This is a genomic window from Cronobacter universalis NCTC 9529, assembly GCF_001277175.1.
In the GTDB taxonomy this organism is placed as follows: Bacteria; Pseudomonadota; Gammaproteobacteria; order Enterobacterales; family Enterobacteriaceae; genus Cronobacter; species Cronobacter universalis.
In genome coordinates this window covers 3259882-3284368 of sequence record NZ_CP012257.1, presented here as the reverse complement: position 1 = coordinate 3284368, position 24487 = coordinate 3259882, and the positions used below count along the sequence as shown (strand labels likewise).

Annotated in this window: 12 protein-coding genes; 7 read left to right on the top strand and 5 right to left on the bottom strand. The window is 61.6% G+C overall.

The window, feature by feature from the left end; all coding sequences use genetic code 11:
• Window positions 1-583: 583 nt before the first annotated feature.
• The 4 genes from AFK65_RS15090 to AFK65_RS15075 all read left to right on the top strand — a co-directional run bounded on the left by AFK65_RS15090 (window position 584) and on the right by AFK65_RS15075 (window position 17549).
• On the top strand, window positions 584-12775 hold the full coding sequence (locus AFK65_RS15090; protein ID WP_038856482.1) for an Ig-like domain-containing protein: 12192 nt from the start codon (window positions 584-586) through the stop codon (window positions 12773-12775).
• An 86-nt stretch (window positions 12776-12861) separates the two neighbouring features.
• Window positions 12862-14211, top strand: coding sequence for a TolC family outer membrane protein (locus tag AFK65_RS15085; RefSeq protein ID WP_050569299.1), 1350 nt, complete (start codon window positions 12862-12864; stop codon window positions 14209-14211).
• A gap of 23 nt (window positions 14212-14234) precedes the next feature.
• Window positions 14235-16370 (top strand): type I secretion system permease/ATPase, encoded by a 2136-nt coding sequence (locus AFK65_RS15080; protein WP_038856484.1) that lies wholly within the window; start codon window positions 14235-14237, stop codon window positions 16368-16370.
• A gap of 9 nt (window positions 16371-16379) precedes the next feature.
• Window positions 16380-17549: an HlyD family efflux transporter periplasmic adaptor subunit gene (locus tag AFK65_RS15075; protein ID WP_007700987.1), complete on the top strand. Its 1170-nt coding sequence runs from the start codon at window positions 16380-16382 to the stop codon at window positions 17547-17549.
• A 222-nt stretch (window positions 17550-17771) separates the two neighbouring features.
• Here AFK65_RS15075 and smpB read toward each other — a convergent pair whose 3' ends face one another.
• Entirely contained in the window at window positions 17772-18254 is a 483-nt protein-coding gene (smpB, locus tag AFK65_RS15070) for an SsrA-binding protein SmpB (protein WP_007700985.1), read from the bottom strand.
• Window positions 18255-18402: 148 nt separating this feature from the next.
• On the opposite strand from smpB, the gene AFK65_RS15065 reads away from it, so the two are divergent.
• Both AFK65_RS15065 and AFK65_RS15060 read left to right on the top strand, forming a co-directional pair.
• Window positions 18403-18840 carry a type II toxin-antitoxin system RatA family toxin gene (locus tag AFK65_RS15065; protein WP_007700983.1) on the top strand — a complete coding sequence of 146 codons (438 nt, stop codon included), beginning with the start codon at window positions 18403-18405 and terminating at the stop codon, window positions 18838-18840.
• Window positions 18830-19120 carry an RnfH family protein gene (locus AFK65_RS15060; protein ID WP_007700980.1) on the top strand — a complete coding sequence of 97 codons (291 nt, stop codon included), beginning with the start codon at window positions 18830-18832 and terminating at the stop codon, window positions 19118-19120. Before AFK65_RS15065 ends, AFK65_RS15060 begins: the two co-directional genes overlap by 11 nt.
• A gap of 103 nt (window positions 19121-19223) precedes the next feature.
• Here the strand turns inward: AFK65_RS15060 and bamE are convergent, their stop codons facing one another.
• From bamE to nadK, 3 genes are all read right to left on the bottom strand, one after another.
• Window positions 19224-19568, bottom strand: a complete 345-nt coding sequence (gene bamE, locus AFK65_RS15055) for an outer membrane protein assembly factor BamE (protein ID WP_007700977.1) — start codon at window positions 19566-19568, stop codon at window positions 19224-19226.
• Between the two features lie 217 nt (window positions 19569-19785).
• On the bottom strand, window positions 19786-21447 hold the full coding sequence (recN, locus tag AFK65_RS15050; protein WP_038856486.1) for a DNA repair protein RecN: 1662 nt from the start codon (window positions 21445-21447) through the stop codon (window positions 19786-19788).
• 86 nt (window positions 21448-21533) lie between these two features.
• Window positions 21534-22412 (bottom strand): NAD(+) kinase, encoded by an 879-nt coding sequence (nadK, locus tag AFK65_RS15045; RefSeq protein WP_007700972.1) that lies wholly within the window; start codon window positions 22410-22412, stop codon window positions 21534-21536.
• Between the two features lie 122 nt (window positions 22413-22534).
• On the opposite strand from nadK, the gene grpE reads away from it, so the two are divergent.
• Window positions 22535-23128, top strand: coding sequence for a nucleotide exchange factor GrpE (grpE, locus tag AFK65_RS15040; protein ID WP_004387959.1), 594 nt, complete (start codon window positions 22535-22537; stop codon window positions 23126-23128).
• Between the two features lie 68 nt (window positions 23129-23196).
• Here grpE and AFK65_RS15035 read toward each other — a convergent pair whose 3' ends face one another.
• Complete coding sequence (locus tag AFK65_RS15035; RefSeq protein WP_014728249.1) at window positions 23197-24486, bottom strand: HlyC/CorC family transporter; 1290 nt, start codon at window positions 24484-24486, stop codon at window positions 23197-23199.
• Window position 24487 lies beyond the last annotated feature (1 nt).

Below are 24487 nucleotides of genomic sequence, written 5' to 3'. Positions count from 1 at the left end.
GTTTACCCGTGCGTGACCAGTCCATATCGTTTCGTCTGCGGGTTGCTGCTTTTTTGCGCTTTTGGTTGGGTGACGCTGAAGTTGCATAAAAACGAGATGAGCTTCACAAAATACCATTTCCACAGAATATTACGACGCCAAATATCCCTCGGTTTCGCAGGTAAATAAAGCGTAATTAAAAATAGGATATATTTTTACGATTCTTTAAGAATGCGTTTATTAATTCATTTTTGATGATTGCGGTTGTCATTAATAACGCTCGTGGCGTTTTTGTAATTTCATTGATTTAGCAATAAATTAATCGGGGTAGACCACAATTTTAATTATGCAAGTCCTCTTTTTTTTATCATTTCTTTGCCAAACCGCAGCGCGTTGCTTATACATTTTGTTAAGGTTTTGTACATATAAACCGCTTCGCTTTACGTTAAGTTGCTGTTTTTTAGCTTTTTTACAAGTATTTCAACTCGTTTCGAGAAAATACGCCTCCCCGCTGCCGCCCTGTCTGGTAAGGGGTAACCCATAAGTGTCCATTATTGGATGCTTATGCAGGGCTGTGTGCTTCCCCAGTCAGAGGAAATGAAGAATGGCCGTTCAAAATAATCTTTCGCCAACCGTCGATATTCTTAATCAGGATACGGGAAATGTGATTACCCATTATTCACAAAATGCAGACCGGGTGGTCAATTTATCCCAGACCAGCATTGTGCGAATAAATGCTTCTCCTGAAACGGTTAATTTTTACGAACGGCATGGGAATGACCTGATTGTCCATATGAAAGACGGGACAACGGTACGCTACCAGAACTTTTTCCATCTCGATGCGGAAGGCCAGCACAGCGAACTTATTTTCGAAGATGACAACGGCGTACATCACGCGCTGTTCCCGTTCGCTTCAGAACCCGGCCCGGCGGTCGCCGAGGCGATTACCCCCACGCTGACTGACGCGTCGCTCGGCGCGCTTGTCGGCGCAGAAGGACTGACGACGCTACAGGCGCTGGGCGGCATCGCGGCAATCGGCGCCATCTCCGGCGTGGCGATTGCCGCCAGCAACAGCAGCGACAACGGCAGCAATGACGATAACAATAACGGCGGCGGCGGCGATAACGGCGGTGGGGACAATGGCGGGGGCGACAACGGCGGCGGTGATAACGGCGGCGGAGAAACCCCGGACCCGGCGGAAATCGCGCTCGATCCGCTCACCGATGACAACCTGTTAAACAGCAGCGAAGTGTTGCAAAACCAGGTACTGACCGGCGTGGTGGACGCCGCCAACGCGGGCCTCACCATTACCGTCACGCTGAACGGCAACACCTTCACTGGCGTTATCGGCGCCGACGGCAGCTGGAGCGTGACGCTGCCCGCGAGCGCGCTGCAGGCCCTGCCGCAGGGGCTCAATACCATCACCGTGACGCTGGTTGACGTCAATGGCAACACGGTAAACCAGACGGCGGATATCAACGTCGATACCGTCGCTCCCGCTTTACAACTGGTCCCGTTTACGGGCGACGTACTGAGCGGCGAACAGGCCGGGACTACCCAGATCCTGCGCGGCTCGACCGGCATCGCGGAAGAGGGGCAGACGGTCACCGTCACGCTGAACGGGAAAACGTACACCGCCACGGTCGGCGCGGACGGCAGCTGGCAGGCCGCCATTCCGTCCACGGATCTTCTGGCGTTACAGGATGGCCAGCAGTATGTGCTCAGCGTGAGCATCACCGATCTCGCGGGCAACACCACCACCAGCGAGACGCGCTTCACCGTCAACTTTGACCAGCCGGTACTGACGGTGGATCCGCTCACGGCGGATAACGCGCTGAACGGCGCGGAGCTGGCGAACGATCAGGTACTGAGCGGCTCCACGCAAAATATCGCGGCGGGCACGGTCGTCACGGTGACGCTCAATGGCCAGAACTATTTCGCCACCGTCGGCGGCGATGGCACCTGGCAGGTGACTATCCCGAGCGGCGATCTCCAGGCGCTGGCCAATGGCAGCGCGACGCTTACCGTCAGCGTGCCCAACGGCAACGGCGCGCCGATCACCGTCACCGATGCTATCCCGGTGGATCGCACCGTCCCGTCTGTCGCTATCGCCATTCTCTCGACCGATGATTATCTCAACGCGGCGGAAGCCACCCAGCCGCTGGAAATTCGCGGCTTCACGACGGTTACCGGGCCGGGCGCGCAGGTAACGGTGGCTTTTAACGATAAAACCTACACCGCCGTGCTGGACAGCGCCGGCAACTGGAGCGTGGTGATCCCGGCCGCGGATCTGGCGACGCTGCCGGATGGCCCGCGTACCGTGACGGCGACCGTCACGTCCGGGCAGACCACCGCCACGGCGGACCGCGTGATTAACGTCGCGATTAACGATCTGCCTGAGCCCACCATCGTCACGCCGTTCGGCGACGGCGCGCTGAGCGCGGCGGATCTCCAGCAGAACCAGACGCTTTCCGGAAACACGGGCGTAAGCGGCAGCGGCCAGACGGTCACCGTGCAGCTCGGCAGCCAGACCTTCACCACCACGGCAGGCGCCGACGGCGGCTGGAGCGTGACTATTCCGGCTTCGCAGCTGCAAACGTTGCCGCCGGGGCAGACACCCATCGTCGTCACGGTCACGGATGGCGCGGGCAACAGCGCCAGCAGCAATGCGAGCGTGACGGTCGATACCACGCCGCCGACGCTGTCGCTCTATGCCATCACCGATGACGGCAAACTCAACGCCCAGGAGCTGACCACCGATCAGGTGCTCTCCGGCAACACCTCCGAAGCGGGGCAAACGGTCACCGTTACGCTCAACGGCCAGACATACACCACCACCACCGGCAGCGACGGCAACTGGCAAATCACGCTGCCGGCCGCCGACCTCGGTAATCTTGCGCCGGGCGCCAACCCGATTGTGGTCACCACCACCGACGCGGCGGGCAACTCGGTGCAGGTGACGGATACGCTGAATGTGAAAACCGCGCAGCCGTCGGTCACCGTCGCGCCGTTCACCGGCGATAACGCGCTGGATGCGGCGGAGATCAAAACCGCGCAACCGTTGCAGGGCAGCGTGACCAACGCGGAGCCGGGCAGCGTGGTGACGGTGGCTATCGGCGCGTGGAGCACCACGGCGACGGTGGACGCGGCGGGCAACTGGCGCGTGGATGTGCCTGCGGTTGTGCTTCAGGGCCTGGCGAATGGCGATAACGTCATTCAGGTGAGCGTCACCGATACCTGGAACCAGACGACGACGATACCGGCGCCGATCACGGTCGATACCGCGGCCTCCGGCGTCGCCATCAGTATTATTGCCGACGATGATTTTATTAACCGCACCGAAGCGGATTCGCCGTTAACTATTCGCGGCACCAGCGCCGGGCTCCCGGCCAATACCGACATCACCGTCACGCTCAACGGCACCACCTACACCGCGACGGTCGACGCCAACGGAAACTGGCAGACCACCGTACCGGCGGCGGCTTTGCAGGGGCTGGCGGATGGCGCTTATGAAGTGACCGCTACCGCGCAGCAGGGCGGCGTCAGCGACAGCCATACGCTTACTGTCATCATCAACAACCTGCCGGATACCAGCATCGACCCGCTGTTTACCGACGGCACCTTAAGCCAGGCCGAAGCGGGTGTGGATCAGGTGCTGACGGGGTCTACCGGCGTGACGGGCGCGGGCCAGGCGGTGACGGTTACCCTCAACGGTCAGGCGTATCAGGGCACCGTGGACGTGAACGGCAACTGGTCGGTCACGCTGCCGTCCGGCGCGCTGGATTCGCTGACCGGCAATGACTCCCCGGTGCCGCTGCAAATCGTCGTGCGCGACGCGGCGGGCAACAGCCAGACCACCACCACCGATTTTACTGTCGATGTCCAGGCGCCGACGCTGACGCTTAACCCGTTCACGCAGGATGACGCTATCAATATCACCGAAGCAAGCCAGGCGCAGCCGTTCTCCGGCGTCGCCGCGGGCGCGGCGCAGGGCGACGCTATTGTTGTCACCCTGAACGGCAAAACCTATAACACCACGGTGACCGGCGCGAACGGCGAATGGTCGGTGAATATCCCGGCGGCGGATCTCCAGGCGCTGCCGAACGGCCAGGCGCAGTTTAGCGTGACGGCGACCGATGCGGCGGGCAACACCTCAACCGCCACGCGCCCGATTACCGTCGCTGTCGATCCGGCCCGCGCGCCGCTGCTGACCATCGATCCGGTGGGCGGCGACGGCGTGATTGACGCCGGCGAACGCGCCAGCGGCGTGACGCTCAGCGGTACCGCCACCAACGTCACCGCCGGCCAGACCGTGACCATTACGCTTGGCGATGACACCTTCACCGGGGTAGTGGATTCCGCTGGCCGCTGGGAGGTAAATCTGCCAGCCGACGCCTTAACGGGCCTCGCCAACGGCACTTACACCGTGACGGCGGCGGTGAGCGATGCGGCGGGCAACAGCGTCAGTCTCGATCGCGGCTTTAGCGTCGACACTGATATCAGCGCGCTGACGGTCGCGCCGGTAACCGGCGATAACCGCGTCTCGCTTGACGACGTCGCGGGCGGTCTGGTGCTGAGCGGCAGCAGCGTGAATTTCGCGCCGCAAACCACGCTCACCATTACGCTTAACGGCAAACAGTACACCGCCACCACCGGCGCCGACGGCAGCTGGAGCGTCACCGTACCGCGCGCCGACGCGCTGGCTATCAGCGACGGCAAAGCGACGCTGACCGTATCGGGCGCCGATGAAAACGGCGCCGTTATCTCCGGTAGCCAGAGCTTTACCATTATCACCACCGTTCTGCCGGAAGTGACGCTGAACACGCCGTTTACCGACGGCATCATCAGCGCCGCTGAAGTGAGCGCAGGCGGCGCGCTGAGCGGCTCAACCGGCGTGAGCGGCGCGGGGCAAACCGTCACCGTCCAGTTTGGCGGCGAGACCTATAACGCGGTCGTGGACAGCGGCGGCAACTGGTCCGTCACGCTGCCGCCTGCGGCGCTGCAAGGGCTGACGGAGGGCAGTACGCCGCTGGTCGTCACCGCGACCGACGCCGCGGGCAACCAGAACACCTCGCAAAGCACGGTAACGGTCGATCTCACCGCGCCGGTACTGACCGTCAATGACATTACCGCCGACAGGATCGTCAACGCCACGGAAGCGGCGCAGCCGCTCACCATCAGCGGCAGCGCGACGCCATTCGATCCGCAGAATCCGCAAACGGTACTGGTACAGATAGGCGGGCAGAGCTACAGCGCGCTGGTGCAGAGCGACGGCACCTGGAGCGTGACGCTGCCTGCGGGCGCGCTCGCCACGCTGCCGGATGGCCCGGTCAGTGTCATCGCCACCGTCAGCGATGCGGCGGGCAATACCACGAGCGAAAGAGTCTCGCTGACGCTGGATGCCTCGCCGGCGAACGCGCCGCTGGTGGCGGTCAATACCGTGGCGACCGATAACTTTATCAACGCCGCGGAGGCGCAGTCGCCGCTGCAAATCACCGGCACCACCACGCGCGTGGAGCCGGGCCAGACCGTGACCGTCACCCTGAACGGGCAGACCTACACGGGCGATGTCCAGCCGGAAGGCACCTGGACGGTCACCGTACCGACTACGGCGCTGGCGCAGGTCGCCGACGGGCAGCAGATTATCGGCGTCACGGTGACCGACGCCTCGGGCAACCAGGCGTTTGTCCAGTATCCGGTCACCTTTACGGCCCAGCCGGGCTCGCAGCCGCAACTGACGTTAAACGCCATTGCGGGCGATGACATCATTAACAGCCAGGAGAGCGGCCAGGATCTGACCATCACCGGCACCTCGCTGAATCTCGCGCCGGGCACGATCGTCAGCGTGGTGTTTAATAACGTCACTTATACCGGCACGACCGGGGCTAACGGCCAGTGGAGCGTGACGGTACCGGCCTCGGCGCTCTCCGCTCTGCCTGATGACGCCTATACGGTTACGGCCACCGCCCGCGACGCGGCGCAGAACACGGCGACCGACAGCAGCTCCGTGACGGTCGATACCGCCGCGCCCGCGAACGGCCTCAACCCCGGCAGCTTCCTGGACGACGGCATTCTGAACGTCAGCGAATCGCTGACCGAGCAGACGCTCGGCGGCACCACGACGGCGGGCGCCACCGTTGAACTGGTGGTTGGCACCCAGACCCTGACCACCGTGGCGGGCAATGACGGCAGCTGGAGCATCACCATTCCGGCGGCGCAGTTGCAGGCGCTGGATAACGGCCCGCAGGAACTGACGCTTACCGTCACTACGCCGAATGGCAACACCAGCACGCTGCCGCTGCCGGTCACGGTCGGTAATGACACCGTGCCGACGCTCGCGATCGGCGCCGTCTTCAGCGACGGGCTGATTAACCTGGCTGAAATCCAGAACGGCGGCGTCATCAGCGGCACCTCGACCGGCCTGGCGGAAGGTACGCCGATTGTGGTCACCATTGGCGATGTCAGGCTGAACGGCGCCATCGGCGCAGACGGCGCATGGCAGATCAACGTCGGCGCGGACGCGCTGGAAGCGCTGCAAAACGGCCAGTACGCGCTGACCGTCACCGCGCAGGATCAATACGGCAACCCGGCGACGGCGGGCGTGGAGGTGGACGTGCTGCGTACCCTGCCGACGGCGGCCGTACCGGACCCGCTCTTCGGCGACAGCAGCATCAACCAGAATGAAGCCGCGCTCGGCCAGCAGCTCACCGGCAATACCGGGCTGACCGGCGCGGGTCAGACGGTAGAGATAAGCATCGACGGGGGCCGGCCGATTACCGGCACCGTCGATAACAACGGCAACTGGACGGTGGCGCTGACGCCTGCGCAGCTAAGCGCGCTGGCGGAAGGCGATCACACCCTCTCCGTTACCGTGTCCGACCGCGCGGGCAACAGCGTGACCAGCCCGGATACCGCCTTTACCGTCTATGCCGACCCGCTCCCGGTGCCGGTGGTGACGGTACCGTTTACCGATGGCGTGCTCAATGTCGCTGAAGCCGCCGCGGGCGGTACGCTCAGCGGGACGACGGACCTGCCTGCCGGCCGCATCGCTACGGTGATGGTGAGCCTTAATAACGGGGCGATGGTGCAGGCCACCGTCGATGCCGACGGCAACTGGTCGCTGCCGCTTACCCCTGCGCAGCTCCAGGCGCTGCCGGATGGCACAATCCCTGTCACCGTGGTCGTCACCGATACGGCGGGCAACACCAACACCGGCACCACCAGCTTTGAAGCGCGTATTAACGCCGTGCCGGACGCCACCATCAACACGCCGTTTATCGACGGCGCGCTCAATAACGCCGAAGCGGGCGCGGCCCAGACGATCACCGGCAGCACCGGCGTCAGCGGGGCGGGCCAGACGGTAGAGATTGTGCTGAACGGCACCACCTACACCGGTACGGTGCTGGAGAACGGCGACTGGTCGGTGACCCTGCCGTCGACGGCGTTTACGGGCCTGACGCCGGGCAGTACGCAAAACTTCCTGGTGAACGTCAGCGACGCCTTCGACAACGTCGACAGCGAACCGGGCTCGTTCCAGGTACAGACGCAACTGCCGGCGCCTGCGGCCACCACGCTGTTTGGCGACAACGACATTCTGAACATCAGCGAAGCCAACGGGCCGCTGACGCTTGCCGGCACCACGGGTATTACGGGCAATAACCAGTATGTGACCGTTACTATCGACGTTAACGGCACCACCTATGTGGCGGATGTCGACAACGCAGGCAACTGGACGCTGGAGCTTCCGGCGGGCGCGCTCTCCGGCCTGACGCCTGGCGAACACACGTTGACCATTGTGGCGCAGGATAACTTCGGTAATAGCAACGATATTGACGTGACATTCCAGGCCGCGCTGACGCCGCCGCAGGTGGCGCTCACGCAGCCGCTGTTTGGCGATGGTTACGTGAATATCGCCGAGGCGGGGGCCGCCAGCGCCATTAGCGGCACGCTGACCAGCGATCTCCCGGCGGGCAGCCGGATCACCGTCACCATCGGCAACAAAACCTTCGGGCCTGAAAGCGTAACCGTCACCGGCAACACCTGGACGCTGAATCTCACGGCGGATGACTGGGCGGGCGTACCCAACGGCCTGCAATCGGTGAATGTGAGCCTGGTGGATGGGGCGGGCAACACCGCCGTCACCAGCGCGCCGCTCTATGTGTCGCTTGCCGCGCCGACGCTCACCATCGACGCGCCGTTTGGCGGCGATGGCCTGAGCGGGGCGGAGAGCCAGCAGACCCAGAAGATTACCGGGACGGTCACTAACGTCGAACCGGGGCAGACCATTACAGTCACCCTGGCCGGACAAATCTTTACCACCACGGTGCAGAACGGCAATACCTGGTCGCTTCAGCTTTCTCCGGCGCAGCTGGCGACGCTGGCTAACGGCCCCGAGCAGATCACCGCGACGGTCACCGATAAAGCGGGCAACGTGGCGACAGCGCCTGCGGTAAACGTGGATATCGACACCACGCCGCCGGCGGTCGCCGTCGCCATTAACCCGGTCGCGGGCGATAACATCATTAACGCGGGCGAGCTGGGCGATGCGGTGACGATTTCCGGCACCACGCTCGGCGACGTCACGCAGGTCACCGTGCAGGTTAACGGCGCGACCGTCGGCACAGCGACCGTCCAGCCGGACGGCAGTTGGTCGCTGGATGTGCCCGCCACGCAGTTCCCGGATCAGGGCAACTACACCATCGTCGCGACGACCGATGGCGGCACGCCCGCCACCACCAACGTGACGGTCGCGCTCGATACGGTGCCGCCGGAGGTGACCGTCGGCGCTATCGCGGGCGATAACGTGATAGACGCCACCGAGGCCACGCAGCCGCTGGTGCTGAATGGCACCGCCAGCACCTCCGAGGCGGGCCGCCAGGTCACCGTCACTTTTAACGGTGAAACCTATTACGCCGTGGTCGGCTCGGATGGCGCGTGGAGCGTCACCGTGCCGCAAAGCGCGGTCTCCGGCTTGCCTGACGGTACCTACGCCGTCACCGCGACCCTTACCGACGCGGCGGGCAACACCGATACCGATACCCGTACCGTCACCCTCAATGCCGACGGGCCGCTGCTGACGGTGGACGCCGCGGGCGTGCCTGCGGTGCTCAACACCGTGAACGCGGCGGGCGGGCTGGTGCTGCAGGGCACCGGCGAGCCGGGCCAGACGGTCACGCTGCGTCTCGGGCCGTTGACCGAAACCGCCACCGTGGATCAGGACGGCAACTGGAACTACACCTTCCCGCAGGTCGATCTCACTACGCTGACCGACGGCGCGCAGGTGATCAACATCTCCTCCACCGACGCGCAGGGCAACACCTCCACCAATAACGTGGCGCTGAATGTGGCGTTGAATAAAGGGTTTGGCGTGCTGGTGGACGATCTGTTCGGCGGCGACGGCATCCTGAACGTGGCGGAATCGCTGGTGACCCAGACGCTGACCGGGCAGCTGAGCGGCGACTACCGCGGCGCGACGGTGACGGCGACGCTGGTCGGCACCGATGTGAACATTCCGCTTAACGCGCTGGTGGGCGGCGACGGGCGCATCTCGGTCGACTTCCCGCCGAGCCTCTGGCAGGGCATTGTCGATAACACCCTGCAGGTGCAGCTGAACGTCACCGACGCCTTCGGCAACGTGCGTAACGAAATCATCGACATCAACCTGGCGCTGACCGACGTACCGGTGGTAAGCCAGGTGCTGGTCGGCACCGATAACCTGATTAACTTCGCCGAAAGCACCGTTAACCAGACCATCAGCGGCGTCGTCAGCAATGCCGAAAATGTCTCGTCCATCATTGTTAACTTCGCGGGTCAGCGCCTGACGGCGGTAGTAGACGACGCCGGACGCTGGACGGCGACGCTGCCGTCCACGCTGCTCGGCGCGCTGCCGGATGGCCAAGCCGCGCTCCAGGTGGTGGTCACCGATAACGCGGGCAACGTCAACACGACCGGCGCGACCTTTAACGTCGCCATTAATAACCTGCCGACGATTAACATCGGCTCGCTGTTTGGCGACGGCACGCTGAGTATCCCGGAGCTGTTGCAGGGAACGCTGAGCGGCACCACGACTGGTCTCGCCGGGCAGACCATCACCATTCAGATTGGCGGTACGCCGGCCTTTACGGCGACGGTCGGCCCGAACGGCGTCTGGAGCGTGAATCTGCCGGAAGCCGTGCAGAGCGCGCTGACAGGATTAGCCACCGGGAACCAGACGGTGACCGTGACCGCCTCTGACGCCAACGGCAACACCGCCTCCGCGACCGGATCGCTGACGCTGGATCTGGTGGCGCCTGCGCTCACGTCGCTCTCGGTCTTCGGCGACGGGCTGCTGAACGCCACCGACGCGCTGGTCAGCCAGACGATTTCTGGCGTGGTCACCAACGCGACGGCGGGCTCCAGCGTCAGCGTGGCGCTCGGTTCGCGAACCTTTACCGGCACGGTAGGCACCGGCGGACGCTTCAGCATTCAGCTTAACCCGACCGATCTCGCCTCGCTGGCGGAAGGCTCTCTGACGCCGCGCGTGACTATCACGACGCCGGACGGCAATACCACGACGGTAAACGGCGCGCCGGTGGTGGTGGGCATTACCACGCTGCCGACGGTCGCTATCAATACGCTCTTCGGCGGCGACGGCTGGCTGAACGCGGCGGAAGCGAACGCCGGGCAGGTCATTAGCGGCACCAGCAATCTCGCGAGCGGTACGGTCACGCTTAACGTTGGCGGCACTACCTTCACGGCGGCGATCAACAACGGCGCCTGGTCGGTGAGCGTACCGGCCGCGACGCTGAAGGGTGTCCAGGACGGCACGCTGACGGTCAGCGCCAGCGTCACCGACCCGGTGGGCAACGTGGCGACCGGCTCGCAGGTGGTTAGCGCGATTGTCCAGGCCCTCCCGCAGGTGGCGGTCAATCCGATTTTTGGCGACAGCAACCTGAGCCTGAGCGACCTGCTGAGCCCGCAGCTTATCAGCGGCACCGCCACCAACCTGGCGGCGGGCAGCGCGCTGACGGTCAAACTGGGCGCGCTGACGTTTAACACCACGGTGCGCGCCGACGGCACCTGGCAAGTCTCTGTGCCGACCACTTCCCTCCAGGGGCTGGCTGACGGCCCGCTGAACGTTACCGTGACGGCGCGCGATGCGGCAGGCAACACCACCACCGCCAGCGGCGGGCTGACGGTGAACATCGGCGCGCTGCCGACGCTCGCCATTACCTCGCTGTTTGGTGATAACGGCCTTAACGCCACCGATATCCTGAGCGCCCAGACCATTACCGGCACCAGCACCAACGCCGTGGGCTCGCAGGTCACGGTGTCGCTCGGCGGTAAAAACTACGTCACGACCGTCGGTAACGACGGCACCTGGCAGCTGTCGGTGCCGAAAACCGATCTCAGCGGGCTGCTTGACGGCACGCTGACGGTGAACGCCAGCGTCACCAACCCGGCGGGCAACAGCACCAGCACCAGCGGCGTGCTGAATGTGATTACCCACTCGCTGCCGGCCGTGTCGCTGACCTCGCTGTTTGGCAACGACGGCTATCTGAACGTCAGCGAAGCGGGCAGCGGCCAGACCATCAGCGGGAAAATCAGCGGCGCGGCGGACGGCGCGACGGTGAAAGTGACGCTCGGCGCCAATACCTATAACGCGACGGTCGGCAGCGACGGCACCTGGACGCTGCCGGTCACCAGCACCATTTTGCAGGGGCTGACCAGCGGCGCGCTGAAAGTGGGCGTGTCGGTGACGGATAAAGTGGGCAACGTTAACAGCACCAGCAGCGACGTGACGGTAAAACTCACCACGCCGACGCTGTCGTTTACGCCGCTCGCAAGCCTTAACCCGCTTACGCTGCTCTCAACCGGACTGACGCTGCGCGGCGGCTCCACCAACCTGGCGCCGGGCTCGGTGGTGCATCTGTCGCTGCTGAACGGGACGGTTAATACCACGGCGCTGACTGACAGCAACGGTAACTGGTCCGCCACGCTCGGTCTGGGGCTGAATATTCTGCAACTGCTGTCGCTCTCCAGCGTGCTGAATATTTACGCCACGGATGTGGCGGGCAACACCGGCTACCTGAACGTCAGCCTCGGTGGGCAGATCCTCTCCACCACGAACCCGAACCCGACGTTCGCGGCCATGAGCGTCGAGCACGAGGCGTCGCTGCTCGCGCTTTCCGATGAGAACAGCCAGACCGCCACGCAGACCGACAGCCAGCAGACGGCGACGACTGCGAAAATCGCCGCGGTGGCGGCCACCACGGAACAGACCAGCCATGACAGCGCCACCACGACGGATGACAGCGCCAGCGTCGCAGGCGGTTACACCATCGGCGGCGTCAGCATCGATCTCGCCGACGGCACCAGCTTGAGCGGCGAGTCGTTGCAGGGCGGCAGCGGCAGCGACACGATTCATCTCGCCACGCTCGGTTTCGCGTCGCTCGACGGCGGCGCGGGTACCGACACGCTGGTTATCGATGGCGTCAATATCAAACTCGACCTGACCGCGCTGAGCGGCCAGATCCAGCACATCGAGATCTTCGATCTCGGTAAGTCCGGCACCAACAGCCTGACGCTGGATCTGCACCAGGCGCTGACCTTAACCGACAAACCGGAAGACGATCTGCTCGTCAAAGGCGTCAACGGGGATCAGGTCAATCTGGTGAAAGGCGGCAGCGATATCTGGGAAGTGAGCGGACAGCGGGAAGTGGACGGCGTGCAGTTCGACGTCTGGCATAACAGTTCGCAAACCAACACCCTGGGGGATGTCCTGATCCAGCACGGATTGCACGTCAATATGGTTTAACACGACAGCGCCTCAGGGATGAGGCGCCTGCGTCATTTTAACAATATCACCAGCCGCGCAGGCGGCGCTTTTAAGGTGGAAACAGGATGCACAATAAAATAATGCGCTACCGGCGGCTGGCATTGCTGCTGACAACCGTTTTAATCAGTTTTCCCGCCGTTTCACAGGAGGAGTTTGCCTGGCAGAACGCCCCGGCCGAACAGCTGCAGGCGCAGCTCACCATAAAAGAAGCCATACTTCGCGCCTTTGCGCGCAACCCTAAAATCTCGCAGGCCGCAGCGCAAATCCGCGTCGGCAAGGCCAACCTGGAAGAGGCGCAGAGCGCCTGGTTTCCGCAAGTCTCCTTACAGGGCAACGTCGGGCGTAACCACCGCACCGATTCCTCCGGCTCCCTCAACAGCAACGCCGCAGGCGGCGTGAACCTTAAGCAGCTGATTTACGATTTCGGCAAAACCGGCGGTAGCATCGACGAGCAGGAAAATCTCTCCGAAGCCTACCGTTTTCAGCTTTACGACACCCTGAACCAGGTCGGGATGCAGACGCTTCAGGCGTATTTACAGGTGCGTCGCTACCAGAGCCTCGCCGCGGCCGCTGAGCGCAATCTGGAATCGCTGCGCTCGGTACAGAATATGGCGGATTTACGCTCAGAGGCCGGGCTCAGCACGCAGTCGGATGTGTTACAGGCGCAAAGCCGCATCGCCGGGATGAACGCAACACTTGAGCAATATCGCGCCCAGACGCGCTCGGCCCAGGCGGCGTTAAGCGTGCTCACTGGCGTGGTGGCCGACACGCTGCCGGATCTGCCGGAGGATTTGCTGCGCCAGCCGATTACGCTCAAATCACTGCGTTATGAACAGACCAACGCGGTGCGCGCCGCCCAGGCCAGACAGCTCGCCGCCGAACAGCGCATCCGCCAGGCGCAGGCCCAGCACTGGCCGACGGTCTCGGTGCAGGCCGGGCGCACGCGCTATCAGAACGACAATGCCAACTACTGGGATGACCAGGTACAGCTGGTGGTGGACGCGCCGGTCTATCAGGGCGGCGCGGTGAGCGCCCGCGTGGAGGCGGCAGAGGGCGATCGCGCCAGCGCGCGCGCGGATGTCGAGGCGAGCAAGCTTGATATCAACCAGAAAGCCGCCACCGCCTGGGCCGATTTGACCGGGGCGCAGCAGCGCCAGCAGGCGGGCGAACAGCAGATCGCCAGCGCCGGGCACGCCCGGGAGGTGTACCGCGATGAATACCGTCTCAGCAAGCGCAGCCTTAACGATCTTCTGAGCATCGAACAGGACGTTTTTCAGGCCGACACGCTGGCCATTACCGCCCGCTATGACGCGTGGGACGCCGCGGTGCGCTACGCCGCCGCGGTGGATAACCTGCTCGATATGCTTGGCATTGAACGCGCCCGGATGACCGGCGATACGCTGCCGTCGCTGTAAGCGCGGCATTTTAAGGAGTAGCAATGTCTCAGATCCCCGATACCGAAAGCTGGATCCGCGCCATGACGCGCGCGGCAGGGCGTTTCGGACTGCCCGCCGACGCGCCGGCGGTGCGCCAGCAGATGCGCTGGTTTGAAAATCTGCCGCTCGCGCCGCGACTTGACCGGCTCGCGGCGCTGATGGGCTTACAGGTGCGCCTGACGCCGATTGACAACATGCGCTGGAACAGCCAGACGCTGCCGGTCATCGTGCAGCTGGAAGAGGGCGGTCTGATGCTGCTGGAAGCCATCGACGCCGACGGCGTGGTGACTTACTGGCTGAGCGAAGGCGGTGACCTGGTGCGCGAAGAGCCGCTGGATGAGTTACTGAAGCGCGTCAAACCGGAGGTGGCGTTGCTCGGCATCGCCGCCCGCGGGCGCGACGCGCGCATCGATGATTTCACCCGGCCGTACGAGCAGCACTGGTTCTGGCGCCACTTCCGGCACACCGGACGTAAGCTTGCGGAGATTTCGCTGGCGTCGGTGCTCGGCAACGTGCTGGCGCTGGCGGGTATTCTGTTCTCAATGCAGGTCTATGACCGCGTGATCCCGGCGGAGTCGTTCCCGACGCTGTGGGTGCTCTTTTTCGGCGTGCTGCTGGCGGCGCTGTTTGAGTTTTTCATTCGCCTTGCCCGCACGCATGTCTCCGACATTATGGGCAAGCATATCGATCTCAATGTGTCGTCACTGTTTTATGCCCGCGCGATGGCGATTAAAAACGACGAACGGCCGAAATCCACCGGATCGTTTATCTCGCAGCTGCGCGAAATCGATCAGGTGCGCGAGCTGTTGACCTCCACGACCGTCGGCGCGGCGATGGATATTCCGTTTGTGCTGTTGTTTCTCGGGATCATGGCGCTGGTGGGCGGGCAACTGGTGGCGATCCCGCTTATCGCGATCCCGCTGATTGTGATCCCGGGGCTTTTGATCCAGTGGCCGATGGCGAAGCTCGCCAAAGAGGGGATGCGCGAGAGCGCTATCCGCAACGCCGTGCTGGTGGAGTCGATCGAAGGCGTGGAGGATATCAAGGCGCTCCAGGCCGAGCCCTATTTTCAGCGCCAGTGGGAACACACGCACAGCGTCGGCGCGAGCATCGGCATGAAGCAGCGCGTCTGGGGAGCGCGCTTAAGCGGCTGGGCCTCGACGGTGCAGCAAATCACCTACGCCGGCATGCTGGTGTTCGGCAGTTATCTGGTGCTCGACGGACAAATCACCACCGGGACGCTGGTGGCGTGCAGCCTGCTTTCCTCACGCACGCTGGCGCCGTTAATGCAACTGACGATGGTCTTTTCCCGCTGGCAGCACGCCAAAACCGCCATGAGCGGGCTCAATGAGCTGCTGAAAAAGCCGCTCGATAAAGAGGCGGGCAGCAAGATGGCGCACTGCCCGGTACTGGCGGGCCACTATCAGTTTCAGGATGTGCAGTACAGCTATGACAAAGAAAAAGGCGATCAGGCGCTGCTGGTGCCGTCGCTTGAGATCAAACCCGGCGAGCGCGTGGCGATCCTCGGCAAAGTGGGCGCCGGGAAATCCACGCTGCTGAAGCTGCTCTCCGGCCAGGCGCAGGCGAGCAAAGGCAAAGTGATTATCGACGGCGTGGATCTGGCGCATATCGATCCGATGGACGTGCGCCGCCAGGTCGGTTTTTTGTCGCAGGAGTCGCGGCTCTTTTTCGGCACCCTGCGCCAGAACCTGATGCTCGGGCACCCCAACGCCACGGATGCCGAGCTGTTGCAGGCGCTACGCATCAGCGGCGCGCTCTCGATGGTGCAGCATGACGCCGCGAGCCTCGACCGGCTGATTAACGAAGGCGGACGCGGGCTTTCCGGCGGGCAGCGCCAGATGGTGCTGCTGAGCCGCCTGCTGGTGCGTAATCCGCAGATTGTGCTGCTGGATGAGCCGACCGCCTCAATGGACGAACAGCTGGAAAGCTATGTTATCCGCCAGCTTCACCAGTGGCTGACCGGTCGCACGCTGGTGCTGGTGACGCACCGCCCGGCGCTGCTGTCGCTGGTCGACCGGGTGGTGGTGATGGAAAACGGCAAAGTGGTGGCGGACGGCCCGCGCGACGCCATTTTGCAGAAGGCGCAGCGCAACAGCAATGTCGCCTCGGTGGCGTAAGGAGCATTGATGAGCCAATTAACGATGCAGGAAGAGCTGGCGCGTCAGGGGCGGTTTTATTCGTCGGTTATCTGGCTGACGCTGGCGGCGCTGGTGCTGTTTTTCGTCTGGGCATGGTTCGCGACGCTCGATGAGGTGACGGTCGGCACCGGCAAAATAACGCCGTCGAGCCGCGCGCAGGTGATTGAGAGTCTGGACGGGGGGATCGTTAACGCGCTGATGGTGCATGAAGGCGATGTGGTGGAGCGCGGGCAGATGCTGGCGCGGCTCGATCCGACGCGGTTTCAGTCGAACTACGGCGAGGCGGCGGCGAGGGCGAGGGCGCTGCGCGCCTCCAGCGAACGGCTGCGCTCGGAGCTGACCGGCGAACCGCTTCAGTTTAGCGAGGAGTCGCTGCGCGAACCGGCGCTGGTGGCTCGCGAGCGTCAGCTCTATGAATCGCGTCGCCGCAACCTTAACGAGACGCTGGAGAACCTGCAAAAAACCTACAATCTGGTGATGGCGGAGCTGCGCATGACCCAGCCGCTGGTGGCGAAAGGGGCTGCCAGCGAAGTGGAAGTCATTCGTCTGCAACGTCAGGCCGCGGAGCTGAAAGGCAAAATGGACGATGCGCGTAACCAGTTTGCGGTGCGCGCGCGTGAGGAGCAGGTGAAGAATAACGCCGATCTTGACGCGCAGTTGCAGGCGATGGCGGGTAAGGCGGATCAGCTCGATCGCGCCACGCTGTTTTCGCCGGTGCGCGGAGTGGTGAAAGATATTCAGGTGACGACGGTGGGCGGCGTGCTGCAGCCCGGCGGCAAGCTGATGGAGATCGTCCCGCTGGAAGATCAGCTACTGGTGGAGACGCGCATTAATCCGCGCGATATCGCCTATATCCGGCCGGGTTTACCGGCGACGGTGAAGATTACGGCGTACGATTCGTCGATCTATGGCGATCTGAAAGGCGAGGTGGAGATGGTCTCGCCCGATACGCTCCAGGATGAAGTGAAACGCGATCAGTTTTATTACCGCGTCTATGTGCGCACGCAAAGCGCGGAGCTGAAGAACCGCAACGGCAAGCGCTTCCCGATCCTGCCGGGGATGGTCGCCAACGTGGAGATTAAAACCGGACAGAAAACGGTGCTCGATTATTTGATTAAGCCGCTCAACAAGGTGAAAGAGGCGTTAAGGGAGCGGTAGGTTGGTGGCTTGATATTGAGGCGGCGGGTGCGCTATTGAGATGGCGGGTGCGCTGCGCTTACCCGCCCTACGCAGGTATATGCATAAGTTTGTAGGGTGGGTAAGCGCAGCGCACCCACCAGAGATAACAAGTGGCGATATAGTCATCCAGGGTGGGTAAGCGCAGCGCACCCACCGCGCCCATAAAAAAACCGGCAGCCGCCGGTTTTTTTATCGCCAGGCTTAACGCCCCGCGTTTTTCATAATGCGTGCTTTATCAAGCTGCCATTCGCGCTCTTTCAGGTCGGAGCGCTTATCGTGCTGCTTCTTACCTTTCGCCACGCCGATTTTGACTTTGCACCACGCGTTCTTCCAGTACAGCGACAGCGCCACCACGGTATACCCTTCGCGGTTCATACGTCCATACAGACTATCCAGCTCGCGCTGGTTAAGCAGCAGCTTACGGGTGCGGGTCGGGTCGCAGACCACATGGGTGGACGCCACGTTCAGCGGCTGGAAGTTGGCACCGAACAGATACGCTTCGCCGTCTTTCAGGATAACGTAGCTGTCGCCGATATTGGCTTTACCGGCGCGCAGGGATTTGACTTCCCAGCCCTGAAGGGCCAGACCTGCTTCAAACTCTTCTTCGATGAAGTATTCATGGCGGGCGCGCTTGTTGAGCGCAATCGTGGCTGAGCCAGGTTTGTGTGCTTTTTTCTTGGTCATAGTGCCGCTCAGTATAGGTAATCCGGTCGTAAAACGCACCCCTTTCCCGGGGTGGAAAAGGGTTATCTTAGCATGTCTGGCGGCGAGTTTTTGTTTAATGGATGATAAATGTTATTATTTCTAAGTCGTATGACTCACAGGAAATACTATGCCCCAGATTAGTCGTACTGCCCTGGTGCCTTACAGCGCTGAGCAGATGTATAAGTTAGTGAACGATGTGAAATCCTACCCGGAGTTTCTGCCCGGCTGCGTGAGTAGCCGCGTGCTGGAGTCGTCCCCGGGCCAGATGACTGCCGCCGTCGAAGTGTCGAAAGCCGGCATCAGCAAGACGTTCACCACCCGCAATACGCTGATCAGCAATCAGAGCATTTTGATGCATCTGGTCGATGGCCCCTTCAGGAAACTGATGGGCGGCTGGAAATTTACGCCGCTGACCGAAGACGCCTGCCAGATTGAATTCAATCTTGATTTCGAATTTACCAACAAGCTCATTGAGCTCGCGTTTGGCCGGGTCTTTAAAGAACTCGCCTCAAGCATGGTGCAGGCGTTCTCGCAGCGCGCCAAAGAGGTTTACAGTGCCGGGTGAGATTCAGGTGGAAGTGGCGTATGCCCTGCCCGAAAAACAGTACCTGCGTAAGGTAAAATTGCCCGAAGGCGCGTCGGTGGAAGAGGCAATTATCGCCTCCGGCCTGCTGGAGCTGCGCAGGGATATCGATCTGAAAAAGAATAAGGTCGGGATCTACAGCCGCCCGGTTAAGCTTGCCGATACGTTAAGCGACGGCGACCGGGTGGAAATTTACCGGCCCCTGATTGCCGACCCGAAAGAGCTGCGCCGCCAGCGCGCCGAACGCGCGGCGAAAAAGTAAGCCGCGGTATGCGTTACTTTTGGCGGGCATCAGGCGCACGCCATAAAACGCCCAATAAAAAAGGTGCCACAGGCACCTTTTTTCGTTTGAGCATCACGCGCGATTAACGCTGCGCGTCGAGCTTCGGCTTGTTATCCATATTGGTCAGCACGCCGTTGCTGTTGAACGTCAGGGTCAGCGTCTGCTGGGTGACATCTTCATGGCCCGGCTGCTGGCGGAAAACGTAGAACCACGTATTGCTGCCGAACGGGTCCGTCATCATCGGCGTGCCCAGCGCGTAAGCAACCTGCTGTTGCGTCATGCCGATACGGATTTTAGCAATGTCGGTAGGCGTCAGGTAGTTACCCTGGTTAATGTCGGGGCGGTAAACCACTCGCTCCAGAGTAGAACAGCCTGCGGTCAACATCAGAAGGACCGCTGCGGCAGCAGTCAGCGTTTTACAGCGCATAGTGATTAGATTCCTTTTCGGGCCCGAGCAACACGCGGCTCATACATAATTAGCCGATGATAATAAACCTTCAGTCAGTTTAAAACCTTAAGGCGCTTCACTATGACCGTAGCGGAGGAAAAAAGTTAGCGCAAAAAGCGATTAAAGCACGCGTCGCGCTTCTGTTGCTGCTTTTCTGAGCGAAAGCGCGGGGCGCAGAGCCCCGCCGGAGAGAAAATCACGCCGCCAGCAGCTCTTTAGCGTTCGCCAGGGTATTGCGTGTGACTTCGCTGCCGCCCAGCAGACGGGCGAGCTCCTGCAGGCGCGCCTTTTTATCCAGCGGCTGCATATGGGTTTCGGTCATCGCGCCATCGGTCTCTTTGCTGACAAAGAAGTGATGATGGCCGCAGCCCGCGACCTGCGGCAGGTGGGTGACGCACATTACCTGGGTGGATTCGCCAAGCTGACGCAGCAGTTTACCCACCACGGCGGCGGTCGGGCCGCTGATACCCACATCCACTTCATCAAAAATCAGCGCCGGGGTTTCCATCTTCCGGGCGGTGATCACCTGAATCGCCAGCGCGATACGGGAGAGTTCGCCGCCGGAGGCGACTTTGGCGAGCGGCTGCAGCGGCTGGCCGGGGTTGGTAGAGACGCGGAAATCGATGCGGTCCGCGCCTTCCGCCGTCAGGTGGTGCTCTTCAAACAGCACGTCGATGGTGAACTGGCCGTGCGGCATCGACAGCGAATGCATACTGTCGGTAATCAGCTGTGTCAGCTCGCGGGCATAGCCCACGCGGCTTTCATGCAGCGCGTGAGCCACCGCCAGCGCCTGCTGGTGATGTTTGTTGACCGCCAGGGTCAACGTTTCCAGGCAATCGGCCTGGTCGTCCAGAAGCTGCTGCTCTTCAAGCAGCTTCTGGTGGAACGCGGGCAGCTCTTCCGGGGCGATATGGTGCTTGCGCGCAAGCGAAATTTGACGGGAGATGCGCTGCTCCAGCTCATACAGACGGTTCGGATCGAGATCCAGGCGTTCGCAGTAGTGACGCAGTTCGTCGCTGGCTTCGCTCAGCTGGATGGCGGCCTCTTCAAGCATATTCAGTACGCCGGAGAGTTTGTCATCCATGCCGACGAGATCGGTCACCAGATTGCGTGCGCTGTAGAGCTGGCTTTGCAGGTTGGCATCTTCCGCGTCGGCCAGCAGGTTTAACGCCTGCTGGCTGGTAGAAAGCAGCTGCCCGCTGTTGGCTAAGCGTTTGTACTCTTCATCGATTTGCTCGAACTCGCCCGCGTGCGGGTTGAATTCGTTAAGCTCTTTTAACTGATAGTGCAGCAGTTCGGCGCGCGCGGCGCGCTCCTGGCTCTGCTGCTGATGCAGGGCGAGATCGCGACAGCTTTGATGCCACTGACGGTAGCTTTGCGCCATCTGCGCCATCAGCTCGCCTTCACCCGCATAGCCATCCAGCAGGCGTTTCTGATGCTCAGGCTTGAGCAGGAGCTGGTGGGCGTGCTGACCGTGAATTTGAATCAGTAACTGGCCGAGCTCGCGCAATTGCGAGAGCGGTACGGCGGTGCCGTTGATAAAGCCGCGCGAGCGGCCATCGCTGCTGATAACGCGGCGTAGCAGGCACTCGCTGCCGTCTTCGAGCTGGTTTTCTTCCAGCCAGCGCAGCGCGGCGGGCGTATCTTTCAGCGCGAAGCGGGCGCAGAGATCCGCGCGGCTGGCGCCGGCGCGCACCATGTCGCCTTCCGCACGGCCGCCCAGGCACAAACCCAGCGCATCGATCGCGATGGATTTACCGGCGCCGGTTTCGCCGGTGATGGCGGTCATCCCGGCGTTAAAGTCGATTTCCAGTTCACGAACAATAGCGAAATTACTGATGGTTAATTGTGCCAGCATAGCCGCCTTCCTGTATAAACTCACAGAGCTGTAATTGCATACAGTATAAACTGGTTTTATATACAGTAAAGTGGCTGATGCGGGTTTCAGAATAATTTTTTTGACCAGCCGAGCTTCGAGCTTAACGTATTGAAATAGCTGTAGTCCTTAGGGTGGATGAGGTTCAGCGGATAGTCGCAGCGGCGGATAAACACATCTTCGCCTTCCTGGATAGGCAGCGCTATCTGGCTGTCGCAGCTGATTTCCAGATCGCTGCGCATGTTGGAAAAGCGCAGGCGGATGGTGCTGCTGCTGTTAATCACCAGCGGGCGCGCCGAGAGCGTATGCGGGAACATGGGCACCAGCGTGATGGCGTCGAGCGACGGCGTCAGGATCGGTCCGCCGGCGGAGAGCGAATAGGCGGTGGAGCCGGTGGGCGTGGAGATAATCAGGCCGTCCGAGCGCTGGGAGAACGCGAATTTCTCGTCTATATAGACTTCAAATTCAATCATGTGCGCCACTTTGCCTGGGTGCAGGACCACTTCGTTGATCGCGGTGCTGATACGCTTCTGGCAGTTTTTCTGGCAGACCTGCGCCTCCAGCAAAAAGCGCTGCTCGCGGATGTAGTGGCCTTCAAGCACGTCCGCCAGCTGCTGCTGGGCGTTGTCCGGGTCGAGATCGGTGAGGAAGCCGAGGTTGCCGCGGTTGATGCCGATGACGCTGATGTCGTAGCGCGCCAGAACACGCGCGGCGCCGAGCATGTTGCCGTCCCCGCCGACCACGACCGCCAGATCCGCCTGCTGGCCGATCTCCGCCAGCGTCCCGGTGCGGGCGTCGCTCAGTTTTAGCTCCTCGGCTATCTGCTGCTCGATAATGACGTCGTAGCCGCGATCCAAAAGCCAGCGCCAGAGCATTTCATGCGTCGTCAGCGCGGTAGGGTGGCGTGGATGTCCGACAATACCGATGCAGTTGAAATGGTTATTCATTTTCCTGGTCGTCCTTATAGGCGTGGAAAGGGGGACAATCTGTCTGCTTCCCTTGAAACCCGCAAACTGATCCCCATAATAATCCAGGTTAGCGATACGAATGCATAAACGCGGAGAATTTCATGAGTAGTAAAGAACAGAAAACGCCTGACGGGCAAGCCCCGGAAGAGATCGTCACGGAGCAGCATGAAGAGGTTGAGGCTGTAGAATCTGCCGAATCTGCTGAGCAGGTGGATCCGCGCGATGAAGAGATTGCCCGGTTGCAGTCGGAGTTAACGCAGGCCCAGAACCGCGAGCGCGACACGGTGTTGCGCATGAAAGCGGAGATGGAAAACCTGCGTCGCCGTACCGAGCAGGATATCGAGAAGGCGCATAAATTCGCGCTCGAGAAATTCATCAACGAGCTGCTGCCGGTTATCGACAGCCTCGATCGCGCGCTCGAAGTGGCGAACAAAGAAAATCAGGATATGGCTGCGATGGTGGAAGGGATCGAACTGACCCTGAAATCGATGCTGGACGTGGTGCGCAAGTTCGGCGTGGAAGTGATTGCCGACACCAACGTGCCGCTGGATCCGAACGTGCATCAGGCTATCGCCATGGTGGAATCGGAAGACGTTGCGCCGAACCACGTACTGGCGGTGATGCAGAAAGGCTATACCCTGAACGGCCGCACCATTCGCGCCGCGATGGTGACCGTCGCGAAAGCGAAGGCGTAAGCCGCGTCGTAATGGACGTAGTAATGAAAAAGGCCAGTCATCGACTGGCCTTTTTTAATGGGATACGGTTAGTTGCCTTCCACGCTTTCGCGCAGCGGTTTTACCGGCGTAATCCGCACCTGTTTAATCATATTTTCCTGCACATCCAGAATATCGATATCGTACTGGTGCAGACGCAGGCGAATGCCGGCGGAGGGAATCTCCTCCAGGGCTTCGAGGATCATGCCGTTGACGGTGCGGGCCTCCTCTTCAGGTAAGCGCCAGTTGAACGCTTTGTTGAGCTCGCGCACGTTGGCGCTGCCTTCGATGATGACCGAGCCGTCGTTTTGCGGCGTCACCTCTTCGGCAAGCGTCGGCGACATCGACGTGGTGAAGTCCCCGACAATCTCCTCAAGAATATCTTCTACCGTCACCAGCCCCTGAATATCGCCATATTCATTGACCACCAGGCCCACTTTCTTTTTATTGCGCTGGAATTTCACCAGCTGGACGCTGAGCGGCGTGCCTTCCGGCACGTAGTAGATCTCATCGGCGGCGCGCAGCATCACCTCTTTGGTGAACTCTTTTTTCTCGTTCATCTGCCGCCAGGCTTCGCGGATGCGCAGCATGCCGATGGCGTCGTCGAGGGATTCGCGGTAGAGCACGATGCGCCCGTGCGGCGAGTGGGTGAGCTGGCGAACAATGGATTTCCAGTCATCGTTGATATCAATGCCGACGATATCGTTACGCGGCACCATGATGTCGCTGACGCTCACTTTCTCCAGATCCAGTACGGAGAGCAGCATGTCCTGATTGCGGCGCGAAATCTGCGAGCGCGACTCATGCACGATAGTGCGCAGCTCATCTTTGCTGAGCGCGGCGCTCACTACGTTATCCGCTTTAATACCGACCATGCGCATCAGCACGCGCGTGATCATGTTCAGCAGCCAGACCAGCGGCATCATGATGATTTGCAGCGGGCCGAGTAAAAAACTGCTCGGGAACGCGACTTTTTCGGGGTAGAGCGCCGCGACGGTTTTCGGCAGGACTTCGGCGAAAACCAGCACCACGAAGGTCAGTACGCCGGTGGCGATCGCCACGCCCGCGTCGCCATACAGGCGCATGCCGACGATAGTGGCGAGCGACGAGGCAAGGATATTGACCAGGTTGTTGCCGATTAACACCAGGCTTATCAGCCGGTCAGGCTTGCGCAGCAAACGTTCCACCCGTTTCGCCGCGCGGTTGCCCTGCTTCGACAGGTGCCGCAGGCGATAACGGTTGAGGGTCATCATCCCCGTTTCGGAGCCGGAGAAGTAGGCGGAGACCACCACCATCACGATAAGCGTTACGATGAGTGTGGTGGTTGAGATATGTTCCAAA

Bases quoted from the DNA above. Each gene is read 5' to 3' on its own strand.
- AFK65_RS15080 (WP_038856484.1), top strand. From the start codon at position 14,235: ATGTCTCAGATCCCCGATACCGAAAGCTGGATCCGCGCCATGACGCGC.
- AFK65_RS15085 (WP_050569299.1), top strand. From the start codon at position 12,862: ATGCACAATAAAATAATGCGCTACCGGCGGCTGGCATTGCTGCTGACA.
- grpE (WP_004387959.1), top strand. From the start codon at position 22,535: ATGAGTAGTAAAGAACAGAAAACGCCTGACGGGCAAGCCCCGGAAGAG.
- bamE (WP_007700977.1), bottom strand. From the start codon at position 19,568: ATGCGCTGTAAAACGCTGACTGCTGCCGCAGCGGTCCTTCTGATGTTG.
- nadK (WP_007700972.1), bottom strand. From the start codon at position 22,412: ATGAATAACCATTTCAACTGCATCGGTATTGTCGGACATCCACGCCAC.
- recN (WP_038856486.1), bottom strand. From the start codon at position 21,447: ATGCTGGCACAATTAACCATCAGTAATTTCGCTATTGTTCGTGAACTG.
- AFK65_RS15065 (WP_007700983.1), top strand. From the start codon at position 18,403: ATGCCCCAGATTAGTCGTACTGCCCTGGTGCCTTACAGCGCTGAGCAG.
- AFK65_RS15090 (WP_038856482.1), top strand. From the start codon at position 584: ATGGCCGTTCAAAATAATCTTTCGCCAACCGTCGATATTCTTAATCAG.
- smpB (WP_007700985.1), bottom strand. From the start codon at position 18,254: ATGACCAAGAAAAAAGCACACAAACCTGGCTCAGCCACGATTGCGCTC.
- AFK65_RS15075 (WP_007700987.1), top strand. From the start codon at position 16,380: ATGAGCCAATTAACGATGCAGGAAGAGCTGGCGCGTCAGGGGCGGTTT.